This is a genomic window from Faecalibacterium sp. 9 (assembly GCF_048320955.1).
Lineage (GTDB): Bacteria > Bacillota > Clostridia > Oscillospirales > Ruminococcaceae > Faecalibacterium > Faecalibacterium wellingii.
The window spans coordinates 749,234-760,918 of record NZ_JBLWGB010000001.1; the positions used below are offsets into that span (position 1 = coordinate 749,234).

At 50.3% G+C, this 11,685-nt stretch carries 10 protein-coding genes and 1 pseudogene; 9 read left to right on the top strand and 2 right to left on the bottom strand.

The window, feature by feature from the left end:
- Positions 1-56: 56 nt before the first annotated feature.
- Together ACKXF9_RS03495 and ACKXF9_RS03500 are read left to right on the top strand one after the other, a co-directional pair.
- Positions 57-1,454 carry a PTS transporter subunit EIIC gene (locus ACKXF9_RS03495; RefSeq protein WP_418265313.1) on the top strand — a complete coding sequence of 466 codons (1,398 nt, stop codon included), beginning with the start codon at positions 57-59 and terminating at the stop codon, positions 1,452-1,454.
- A gap of 36 nt (positions 1,455-1,490) precedes the next feature.
- On the top strand, positions 1,491-1,751 hold the full coding sequence (locus ACKXF9_RS03500) for an HPr family phosphocarrier protein (RefSeq protein ID WP_418265314.1): 261 nt from the start codon (positions 1,491-1,493) through the stop codon (positions 1,749-1,751).
- 65 nt (positions 1,752-1,816) lie between these two features.
- Here the strand turns inward: ACKXF9_RS03500 and ACKXF9_RS03505 are convergent, their stop codons facing one another.
- Together ACKXF9_RS03505 and ACKXF9_RS03510 are read right to left on the bottom strand one after the other, a co-directional pair.
- A complete protein-coding gene (locus ACKXF9_RS03505) occupies positions 1,817-2,065 on the bottom strand; it encodes a DUF6061 family protein (RefSeq protein ID WP_418265315.1) in 249 nt (82 codons plus the stop codon).
- Between the two features lie 466 nt (positions 2,066-2,531).
- Positions 2,532-2,909, bottom strand: coding sequence for a hypothetical protein (locus ACKXF9_RS03510; protein ID WP_418265316.1), 378 nt, complete (start codon positions 2,907-2,909; stop codon positions 2,532-2,534).
- Between the two features lie 236 nt (positions 2,910-3,145).
- On the opposite strand from ACKXF9_RS03510, the gene ACKXF9_RS03515 reads away from it, so the two are divergent.
- The 7 genes and pseudogenes from ACKXF9_RS03515 to ACKXF9_RS03545 form a co-directional block, all read left to right on the top strand.
- Positions 3,146-4,678 carry a type I restriction-modification system subunit M gene (locus ACKXF9_RS03515; RefSeq protein WP_418265865.1) on the top strand — a complete coding sequence of 511 codons (1,533 nt, stop codon included), beginning with the start codon at positions 3,146-3,148 and terminating at the stop codon, positions 4,676-4,678.
- Positions 4,678-5,787, top strand: a complete 1,110-nt coding sequence (locus ACKXF9_RS03520) for a restriction endonuclease subunit S (protein WP_418265317.1) — start codon at positions 4,678-4,680, stop codon at positions 5,785-5,787. Before ACKXF9_RS03515 ends, ACKXF9_RS03520 begins: the two co-directional genes overlap by 1 nt.
- Before the next feature lie 73 nt (positions 5,788-5,860).
- A complete protein-coding gene (locus tag ACKXF9_RS03525; RefSeq protein ID WP_154260016.1) occupies positions 5,861-6,043 on the top strand; it encodes a hypothetical protein in 183 nt (60 codons plus the stop codon).
- Positions 6,044-6,047: 4 nt separating this feature from the next.
- Positions 6,048-7,214, top strand: a complete 1,167-nt coding sequence (locus ACKXF9_RS03530) for an AAA family ATPase (protein ID WP_418265318.1) — start codon at positions 6,048-6,050, stop codon at positions 7,212-7,214.
- On the top strand, positions 7,214-7,891 hold the full coding sequence (locus ACKXF9_RS03535) for an HNH endonuclease (RefSeq protein WP_418265319.1): 678 nt from the start codon (positions 7,214-7,216) through the stop codon (positions 7,889-7,891). The genes ACKXF9_RS03530 and ACKXF9_RS03535 overlap by 1 nt, the downstream gene beginning before the upstream one ends.
- Positions 7,892-7,918: 27 nt before the next feature.
- The gene (locus ACKXF9_RS03540) at positions 7,919-11,305 is read left to right on the top strand and encodes a DEAD/DEAH box helicase family protein (RefSeq protein WP_418265320.1); all 3,387 of its coding nucleotides are present in this window, start codon (positions 7,919-7,921) and stop codon (positions 11,303-11,305) included.
- 122 nt (positions 11,306-11,427) lie between these two features.
- Positions 11,428-11,682, top strand: a pseudogene (locus ACKXF9_RS03545) (substrate-binding domain-containing protein); the annotation flags it as partial.
- Positions 11,683-11,685: the final 3 nt, after the last annotated feature.

Genomic DNA, 11,685 nt, shown 5'->3' on the forward strand with positions numbered 1-11,685 from the left:
TAGTCTATTAAGGATTTGCCCGAAAGTCAACAGATAAAAACGAAAGGAAGTATTTTATGGATTTCCGTAAAGTAGCATCCGAACTCATTAAGTTGAGCGGAGGAACCTCGAACATCACCAACGTAACTCATTGCTCTACCCGCCTGCGTTTTATCATCAAAGATAAATCCGCAGTAGATGTGGATGCCATCAAAAAGTGCGAGGGCGTTCTGGGCGTTGTTTTCACCACTGACGAACTTCAGATGGTTTTCGGCAAAAATGTGATCCCTGTGTATACCGAAGCCAGCAAGTTATATGAAGCTGCTGGCAATAAGGCAGGCGGCACAGTCCCGGATGAAGTCCCTGCAAAGAAGGCTTCCAAGCCCGAAAAGAAGAACGCCAAGAGCATTGCAAACAATATTGTCGGCTTTGTTTCTGCATCGGTCACTCCGCTGATTCCCGGTCTGGTTTCGGGCGGTATGCTGAAAGTGTTCCTGCTGTTGACAACACTGGTATGGCCTGCGTTCAAAGATGCTTCTGCATACACTTTACTTAGTCAGCTGGCAAACGTACCGTTCTATTTCATGCCGGTGTTCGTGGCCTATGGTGTTGCCAAAAAGCTGGGCAGCACTCCGCTGTATGCCATGAGCGTAGCAGCTGCGTTGGTTTACCCGGACTTCATCGCTATGCTGAAGGAAGGTCCTGTTACCATCTTTATGCTGCCGGTCACTAAGGTGTCCTACAGCAGCACGCTGCTGCCGGCACTGCTCATTGGTATCTTTGCCTGCTACTGTGAAAAGTTCCTGACTAAGATCATTCCCGGTATTCTGCGTACGGTTCTGGTCGGTGCAGGCACCATGACCATCACTTATATTGCAGGCGTGACTGTCCTCGGACCTCTGGGCGATCTGGTCGGCGGTGTTGTAGTCAAGTTCTTCCTGTGGGCATCTGCCACCTTTGGCCCCGTTGCCATCGCACTGCTGGCATCCGCTATGCCGTGGCTGGTCATGACCGGTATGCATCATGCTGTTACTCCGTTCATGGTTCAGGCTTTTGCGGACCCCGGCTATGATGTGTTCTTCCGTCCTTCCTACATCCTGCACAACATGGCAGAGGGTGGTGCCTGCCTCGGTGTTGCGCTGCGCACTAAGAATCAGGAGTTCCGCGCTGAGTGCCTGAGTCTTGCCTTTGGCTGCATTGTTGCCGGTGTTACCGAACCTGCTCTGTACGGCGTAAACCTGCCCCTCAAGCGTCCTATGCTGGGCATCATGGCTGGCACCGCTACTGGTGGTATCGTGGCTGGTGTTTTGGGCGCAACGGCTTACGTATATGGTTACTCCACGATTCTGGCTCTGCCGATCTTCCAGCAGACCATGTGGGCTATGGCTATCGCAATTGCAGTTGCAATCGTTGTGTCCGCACTGGTCACTGCGGCACTGGGCTTTGAGGACCGCCCGGTGAAGGTGCAGAAATAATCGTTTTTGTGTGTGGAAAATGATGGGGATAAGAAAATGAAGAAGTTCAGTTATATAGTTCAGGATGCGACTGGCATCCATGCGCGTCCAGCTGGTCTGCTGGTAAAAGCGGCCAAGGTGCTGGACAGCACTGTCGCGCTGGAGAATGCAGCAGGCAAGTCCGCTGTGGCAACCAAGCTGATGGCAGTCATGGGATTGGGGATCAAGCAAGGAGATACCGTGACAGTGACTGTCGAGGGCGGCGATGAAGAAGCGAGTATTGCCGCTATGGAGAAGTTCTTTAGCGAGAATCTGTAAATGAAAGAACGGCCACCTGTTGCACCGGCTTGGTGTAGTAGGTGGTCGTTTTTGTATTTATACTATTAATCTTCCAGCCTGCCGTGGTCACATCCCAGCGACAGATAATGCTCCACCTCCCCACCCAGCACAAGCTGGGCGTACTCCAAGGGCTTATTATACAGCAGCCAGTCCAGCTCTGCCCGCTGTGCCGGGGTGTTGCCGTACTCATCCTCGACGGCGATGCAGTCGATGGCAAGGGTGGTGCTATCCTCGAACCGGGCTTCCACCCGGTTGGTGTCCATATTGAAGCGGCAGGTAAGCAGTTTATTCATGGTGAACCTCATTTCTACATCAAATGGTGTCTGTTTGGATGTCCTAAACCCTGCCATAAAACCGGTGGTTGATTTGTCCATTGGGCTTTGTTTTGCCCGTCTGCACATTTTTGCACACTTTTTGCACACCTGAATAGCTGGATAACGGTTGCGAAGTATTACACTGTATGCAAACAATGCGGTGTGTACAAAGGCGTGTTTTGCGATGATGCGATAAAAATAATGCTTCTTCGAACTTTTGAAATTTGACGAATGATGCACCTTGGATTCTTTTAATCAGAGGGCCAGGGATTCGAGTTCCCTCGAGCGCACCAAAATCCCACGAAGAATCGTAAGATTCCTCGTGGGATTTTCCTTTTATACGCCATTTGCACGGTCTCTGCACGGTTTTTGCACGGTCCGCATTTTTCGTGTCAGATGGAGTAAGTCTGTGAATTACTCTGCAATTCGTGCTATTTTTTGCAATTCAGGTCAGCAGAGCCAGGCGAAGCTGCGCTTTTACGGCAGGGTCTGAGTCCTTCAGAAGCTCCAACAGAGCCGACACGGAGATAGTCGGTTCTGCTTCAACCGGGGCAGCCTGCACAAGTGTTGCTCCCGGCTTGTAGAAGCCTTCCTCGAACTTTTTACCCAGCTTTTTACGGGAATCCTGCTGGATGTGTGCATAGGTGTTGACCAGAAGATTAGCGCTGGCATGGCCCGTTGTGCCCTGTACCGCTTTCACATCGCCGCCGGAGATCATCAGTTGGTAAGCAGAGCGCAGGCTGCGCGATGGAATCGCTGAATAGCACAAAAGCATGTTGGAGTCCAGACGTAAAGAAAAAATGGCAAAGCAGATAAAATTCACTTTACCGTTTTATAGCAATTCAACTTCTTCATGCAACAGCAACAGCGTTGAATTGCATATCGCAAATTGCTGTTTTAACGTTCCACTAACTTTTTGCCTTGCGATCAAGAAAGCACTTCCGTTAAACGCTCTACATTGAAAATATAATCGTACACTGCTATAATAAAATTGTGATATTATCAACAAAAATTCAAGATGCAAAGCGTTTGCGATTGGCAAACATTCAGGAGGAACGCATGGTAACAGGAGCCATTAAAAATAAGGTAGACAAGATCTGGACGGACATCTGGGCAGGCGGCATCACCAATCCGCTGACCGTCATTGAACAGCTGACCTATCTCATGTTCATCCGGTCACTGGACGAGAAAGAGCTTGCCACCGAAGATTTTGAAAACATGGCGGGCGAAAAGATGGAGCACATCTTCCCGGCCAGCGCGGCAGGACAGTCTATGCGGTGGAGCCGCTTCAAGGACAAGGACTCCCGCGAAATTTTCCTGACCATGCAGCAGCGGGTGTTCCCGGCCATCAAAAAGATGAAGTATGGCCGTCTGCCGGACTTTGATGCGAACGGTGAGCTGGTGGAAATCGAAGACGACCCCACCCGTCCGGACGAGGGCAACACCGCCTTTGCGCGGTATATGGACGATGCCATGTTCCTGATCCCCACGCCACAGGTACTGCAAAAGATCATCACCGGGCTGGAGGATCTTTACACCCACGACATCGCCGACCTTGATATGCAGGGCGATCTGTACGAGTATATGCTGGGCAAACTGGCAACAGCGGGTCAGAACGGCCAGTTCCGCACGCCCAAGCACATCCGCGACATGATGGTGGAGCTGGTGCAGCCCACGCCGGACGACTTTATCTGCGACCCCGCCTGCGGCACGGCGGGCTTTCTGGTGTCCAGTGCGCAGTACCTCCGCGCCCACTACGAGGACAGCATGACCCCGGAGCAGTGGCAGCATTTTGCCGGCCCGATGTTCACCGGCTTTGACACGGACCGCACCATGCTGCGCATTTCGGCCATGAATCTGATGCTCCACTCCATCACGAACCCGGAGATCGACTACAAGGACAGCGTGTCGAAGCAAAACTCCATTTGCAGCAAGTACACCGTTTGCCTTGCAAACCCGCCGTTCAAGGGCACTGTGGATGCCGAGAGCATCAACGATGACCTGAAGGCCGTCACCAACACCAAAAAGACGGAGCTTCTGTTCCTTGCACTCTTCCTGCGGATGCTCAAAACCGGCGGACGCTGTGCCTGCATCGTGCCGGACGGCGTGCTGTTCGGTTCCAGCAAGGCGCACCAGAGCATCCGAAAGGAACTGATTGAAAACCACCAGCTGCGGGCGGTCATCTCCATGCCCTCCGGCGTGTTCAAGCCCTACGCAGGCGTGTCCACAGCGGTGCTGGTGTTTACCAAGACCGGCGCGGGCGGCACCGACAGGGTGTGGTTCTACGATATGAAAGCCGACGGCTTCTCGCTGGACGACAAGCGCACCGAGGTGAAGGAAAACGACATCCCGGACATCCTCGCCCGGTTTCAGAACCTCGACGCCGAAACTGACCGCAAGCGCACCGAGCAGAGCTTCTTTGTGCCCAAAGCGGAAATTGCCGCCAACGGGTACGATTTATCCATCAATAAGTACAAAGAGACCGAGTATGTGCCGGTGGAGTACCCCTCGACCACGGAGATCCTTGCCGACCTGCATGAGCTGGAAATGGAGATCACCAAAGGTTTGGCAGAGTTGGAGGAGATGGTGTGATGGCGAAGTTGGGAGATATTGCAACATACATAAATGGATATGCCTTCAAACCACAAGATTGGTCAGACGAAGGTATTCCAATTATTCGGATTCAGGACTTGACCGGAAATTCGTATCAGGCAAACCGTTATAATGGTGAATACGCATCCAAATATGAAGTAAACGATGGAGATGTTTTGATTTCATGGTCTGCCAGTCTTGGCGTATACGTTTGGTATGGAGAAAAGGCAGTATTAAATCAGCATATTTTCAAGGTTGTTTTTGATAAAGAAAGAATCTCAAAAGATTTTTTCGTACATCAGGTAGGTTTGATTCTGGAAAACGCTGCATCCGATGCACATGGCGCAACAATGAAGCATTTGACCAAGCCCGTTTTTGACGCGTTGCCATTTTACTTGCCACCGTATGAAAAGCAGTGCGAAATTGCAGGAATCCTTGATAAAGTAACGAGTTTGATTTCTCTCCGCAAGCAGCAGCTTGATAAACTGGACGAGCTGGTAAAGGCACGGTTTGTGGAGATGTTTGAAAATAGTTCGTGGCCAAATACATCATTAAATGATATTTGCTCCGAGATAGTTGACTGTCCGCATTCTACGCCAAAATACGAAGGAAATCTTGAACACCCTGCGATTAGAACAACGGAAATAAAGAAGGGGTATATTGACTGGGATAGCATGAAATATGTTTCAGAAGAAGAGTATCAGAAACGAATTAAAAGCTTGAAACCGGTTCCCGGAGATATTGTGTATGGAAGAGAAGGAACATATGGAAATGCGGCAATTATTCCAGATGGGTATGAGTTCTGTCTTGGCCAACGAGTAATGCTATTTAGACCTAATAAAACAAAATGCATTTCCGCGTATGTTTTATATGCTATATTGTCTGACCGTGTGAAAAGACAGGCAGATGAGAAAAATGTAGGAGCAACGGTTCCTCATGTTAATGTGGCAGATGCTAAACAGTTCGACGTTGTTCTTCCCCCGCTTGAATTACAAAACCAGTTTGCCGCCTTTGTAGAGCGTGTAGACAAACAGAAGCAGACTGTACAGCAGAGCCTTGAAAAGCTTGAATTGATGAAAAAGGCACTGATGCAGGAATATTTTGGGTAAAAGGGTGTGCAATGGTGGAGTTTAGCGGTATAATAACGTTAAACAGAACATTTTACCACGAAAGGAGCATACGATGATGACTTTTGAAGAAGAAAGAGACTACAATAATGCAAAGTTTGATGCAATCAAGGCAAAGAACTCGATTCAAAAGCTGAAACCTGAGCTTCGGGAGCAACTGCTAAAAGAACTGGTTGGAGCAGAAGCGTATGCTGCAATGTGGCAGACATTTAAGCAATTATGCAACGGTCAGAGGTGATATTATGGAACATTTTATTACAAGTGTCCACATCAATGAGGTTCGACATCTAAAAGACATTGAAATCAAACTGAACCCTGAAAAGCGTCAGCATCTTATCCTGACTGGTAAAAATGGCTCCGGTAAAACTTCGGTATTGCAGGCGATGAAAGATTATCTGCAGGCAATCGATGATGGGGTCTATCAGAAATTGTGTATTCGGAGATCCTATAAATCGAATGATAAGCTTTCTGAACTTGAAAAAATTGTTGCCGAAACATTTGCAAAGTATAATTCTGGAGTAGAAGTAGACGTTTCAAATGTAGTAGGCTTAGACCGTTTATATAGCCAGGGAGAATTTGTAACTGCTTACTTTCCGGCAGACAGAAAGACAGTGATTCATCGCGCAAAGGGAGTTCAAGATGTAAAACTAGAAAATCAATACAGTTTGGATGATACACCAGAAAATATTTTGCTGAAATATATGGTTCATCTCAAAACTCAACAGGCATATGCAAAGAATGAAAATGATTTAAGTGTCGAGAAGAAAATCGCGGAATGGTTTTCCCGCTTCGAAAATGCGCTAAAAGTATTGTTGAGCGATGACAGCATCCGATTGATATATGACTATAAAAACTATAATTTTCTAATTGAACAGAAAGGTCGAAATCCGTATAGCTTGGATGAGCTTTCTGATGGCTATTCTGCCATTATTGGAATTGTAGCCGATTTGATTCTCCGCATGGATCGCAATTGGTTGCTAAAGGGCGAGTTGAGCCAGTATGATGTGGAAGGCATTGTACTCATTGATGAATTGGAGACACACCTTCATGTGGAGCTTCAGCGTAAGATTTTGCCTTTCTTAACGGAGTTTTTCCCGAGAATCCAATTTATCATTACTACACATTCGGCTTATATTCTTAATTCTATCAGCAACGCCTGCATTTATGATTTAGAAAAGCAGGTGCAGTTTACAGATTTCTCTTCGTATTCAGTTGATGATATTGCAGAAGGTTATCTGGATGCAACGGCGTTCTCTGATGAATTGCAGAAGAAAGCCAAGCGCTATCAGGAGCTTTATGACCGCACAGACCTTTCCGATGAAGAACGTGCAGAACGCGCAGATCTGAAAAGAGAACTGAAAAATGCAGAGAGCGTTCTTGCTAAAATCGAGGAAAAGAAGGTGTCCTGATGGTTAAAATCGAACGGACGGACAGCCCAGAAGCTAGAGCAGCTGTTGAATCGTTGGGCAAAGAAAAAGTGCGGCCAAGCGGAACGTATAGAACGGAAGAGGTGAACAAAGCATTAGGACTTATGTTTGCGCATAAGTGTTACCTATGCGAACAGAAGGGATTGAGTGACCTTCAAATTGAGCATCTTATACCGCATCGCCAAAATCGCGATTTGATGTTTGACTGGAATAATTTGTTCCTGTCCTGCGCTCATTGTAACAATATAAAAAATGATAAATATACGCCGATCTTAGATTGTACAAGAACAGACGTGGACAAAAAAATTGCATTCCACAGATACCGTGAACTGTTTGAAGAAGATCGGTTGGATATCGTGGCACTGGATGATAGCCTTGAAACAAAGAATACGGCGGATTTGATGAATGAAGTGTACTATGGTACAACACCGCAGAAAAAAGCAGAGGCTAAAATTATTCGAGAAAGATTATCAAAAGAGCTTGACGAATTTCAAGACTGTGTTAAAAGCTATAATCTTGCAGATGGTGAGGATAAAAAAGACTGTGAACTGTCCATTATGATGAAATTAAAGTGGAATGCCCCCTTTGCTGCATTTAAGCGTTGGATGATCCGAGATGCCAGCGATAAATTTCCAGAATTACTGAAATACTGCCAATAATTATTCTACATAAAGGAGTATACTTTTATGTCCAACTTCTCCTATCTCTCCACCCGCCCCGAATATTCCCTCTTCGCCAATTCTGCCATCGAGGCCGAGAAAGTGTTCTCCACCTCCCCGGCGATGTGCGCGGTGGGGTGTCGGAAGGCGTTGGAGCTGGCGGTGAAGTGGGTGTATGCGGCAGATAAAACCATCACGATGCCCTACAAGGACAACCTGCAATCCCTGCTGCACGAGCCGAGTTTCCGCTTCGCGGTGGACCGCAATGTGTGGAGCGTGCTGCCCAGCATCGTGAAGGCGGGCAATCTGGCGGTACATACGGGGCATAGTGTGTCGGCGGCGGATGCAGTGTTCAGCCTGCGGGGGCTGTTCGATTTCATCCAATGGGTGGATTACTGCTACGGCACGGACTATGTGGAGCGCTCCTTTGACGAGACAGCCATCCCCGGCGAAAAGGTAACACTGGACGAAAAGAAGATCCGGGAACAGGAAAGTTTACTGTCCCAGAAGGATGCCGAATTGGAAGCCTTGCGCAAGCAGGTGGAGAGCCTTTCGGCGGCATACACGGCCAGCAAACAGCAGAACCAGCAGAGCCGCAGTTTCACCGCCGCCGACCTGACCGAGGCCGAAACGCGGCAGAAGATCATCGACATCGACCTCAAGGCCATGGGTTGGAAATTCACCGGGCCGGACGCCGATGTGCGCACCGAGTACGAAGTGGACAACATGAACGGCGTGCTGGGGCAGAAGGGCTATGCGGACTATGTGCTGATGGGCAAGGACGGCTTGCCGCTGGCGGTCATTGAAGCCAAGCGCAGCACCAAAGACCCCAACATCGGGCGCAAGCAGGCTCAGCTTTATGCAGACTGTCTGGAGCAGAAATTCGGCCGCCGTCCGATGCTGTTTAACACCAACGGCTACACCACCTATTTCTGGGATGAGCAGAGCGGCCCGCAGCGTGCCGTGAGCGGGGTGTTCTGCAAGGACGACTTGCAGAAGTTGATGAACCGCCGCACCGAGAAAAAACCGCTGGATACCATCGAAATTGATGACAAAATCACCGACCGCTACTATCAGAAAAACGCCATCCGGGCAGTCTGCGCCCATATTACGCAGGGCTTCCGGCGCAATCTGCTGGTCATGGCAACGGGCACGGGCAAGACCCGCACTGCATCCAGCCTGACCGATGTGCTGAGCCGGGGCGGTCATGTGACCAACGTGCTCTTTCTGGCAGACCGCACTGCGCTGGTCAAGCAGGCGAAGGACGACTTCAAAAAGTATCTGCCGGACCAGTCGCTGTGCAACCTTTGCTCCTCTAAGGACGATAAGGCCGCGCGCATCGTGTTTTCCACCTATCCCACCATGCTCAACGCCATCGACAACGCCAAGACCAAGGACGGCGTGCCGCTGTTTTCGCCCGCCCACTTTGACCTTATCATCGTGGACGAGAGCCACCGCAGCATTTTCAAGAAATACCGCGCTATTTTTGATTATTTCGATGCGATTCTGGTGGGTCTGACCGCCACCCCGAAAACCGACGTGGACCGCAACACCTACGACTTTTTCGAGATGGAACACGGCATCCCCACCTACGCCTACGATTACGATACGGCGGTCTACACCGACCATGTGCTGGTGCCTTACTACAACTACGAGGTCAAGACGAAATTCACAGAAGAGGGCATCCACTACGACCAGCTTTCACCGGAGGATAAGGCTCGTTACGAGGACGATTTTGCCGAGGACGACACCCTGCCCACCTTCATCCCATCCGAAAAGCTGAATAAGTTTATCTTCAACGCCAACACCGTGGACACGGTGCTGCAAGATCTGATGGAACGGGGCATCCAGACGGCAGGCGGCGACCGCATCGGCAAAACCATCATCTTTGCCCAGAACAAGCGCCACGCGGAGTTTATTCGGGAACGCTTCGGCAAGCTCTACCCGCAGTTGGAGACCCAGTACCCGGGATTCATCCAGCGGGTGGTCTGCGACGACGCCTATGCGCAGTCCATCATTGACGACTTCAAACAGCCGGACAAGCCGCCGTTTATTGCGGTCTCGGTGGATATGATGGACACGGGCATTGATGTGCCGGAGTGTGTGAATCTGGTATTCTTCAAAAAAGTACGCAGCAAAACGAAGTTCTGGCAGATGATCGGCCGTGGTACACGGCTCTGCCCATCCCTTGCCTGCGTGGATGCCATCGACGGCGAATATACGGGCAAACGGCGTTTTCTGATCTTCGACTACTGCGGCAACTTTGAATTTTTCCGTCAGAAACCCAACGGCTACGAGAGCGCGGACACCAAGAGTCTGTCCGAGAGCATTTTCTGCAAGCAGGTGCGGATCGCCGCCGCGCTGCAGGATGGAGCCTATGGGGACGAAAAATACCAGAACTGGCGCAAGATCTTAACGGAGACCTGCCGTGCCGAAGTGGGAGCGCTGAATCCGGAGCTGGTATCCGTGCGGCTGCACCGACAGGCCGTGGAGCGCTACCAGAAGCCGGAAGCCTTTGTCAGCCTGACCGAAACGGACAAGGGGACGCTGATGAAAGAGGTGGCACCGCTCATCTCGCTGGACGACAAAGATGAAGCCGCCAAGCGGTTCGATAACTTTGTGTATGGCTTGCTGCTCTGTGAACTGGAAGGTCTGCCGGGGCTGGGCCGCGCCCAGAAACAGCTGCGCAATACAGCGGCAATGCTGGAAGGGAAGGCTACCATCCCGCAGGTGCAGGCAAAGCTGCCCCTCATCCGGGAGGTGCAGACAGACGAATTTTTGACCTCGCATGATCTGCTCCGCTTTGAGGAAATGCGGCAGGAACTGCGGGAACTCATCAAGTTTCTGGTGGACGGTGTAGAAGGGCAAAAGCCTGTCTACACGGCCCTTGCCGACCCGGTACTGGAACAGACCGAGGGCAAAGCGCTGGATTCCGGCTACGATTTCGGCGAGTACCGGGAACGTGTGAACCGCTACATCATGGAGCACCGCAGCGATACGCTGGCCATCCACAAGCTGACCCAGAACATTCCACTTTCTCAGGGCGACTACACCGAGCTGGAACATATCTTTACCTGTGAGCTGGGCAGCAAAGAGGACTATGCACGGGAGTTTCGGGATACACCCTTTGGTCTGCTGGTGCGTAAAGTGGCAAAGCTGGACCACGATGCTGCCATGCAGGCCTTTTCAAAATTTATCAATGACGAATCGCTGAATGCAAAGCAGATCGCATTCGTGCAGAAGGTCATTCATTACATCGAGCAGAACGGTTATGTGGAAAGCAAAGCGGTGTTGATGAAACCACCCTTTGACCAGCCCATTCTGTTTACCCGCCTGTTTGATGGCAAAACAGGCAGTGAGCTGATGGAGACAATCAATTCGGTGAAAGAGAATGCCACCCATGTGACCGCATAAAGTAGTGGAATGTACTGATAGAAAACGGTATAATGGACAAGGAGCGGATAGACGGTTTCCGCAGCGCCTTTGCGCCGGGAGAAACTTCATTCTGGCAGGTCCCTGCTGCGGCAAGGGAGAGAATGGCGTTTTACAGTGAGAACCTTCCCCACCTTTTTTCTGAAAAAATCACGGCGGTATTTGCGGTGTCCGACCACTATGCGCTGGAATTTATGCGATTTTTGCAGGGACAGGGCATCCGCGTCCCGGAGGATGTGCAGATCATTGGCTTTGATGATACACTGGCAAGCCGGGAAAGCGTTCCCGCTCTGACCACCATTCATCAGGATGCGGCGCTCCGGGCAAGGACTGCCATCCGCCGCCTTGAAGCCCTGCGGGAC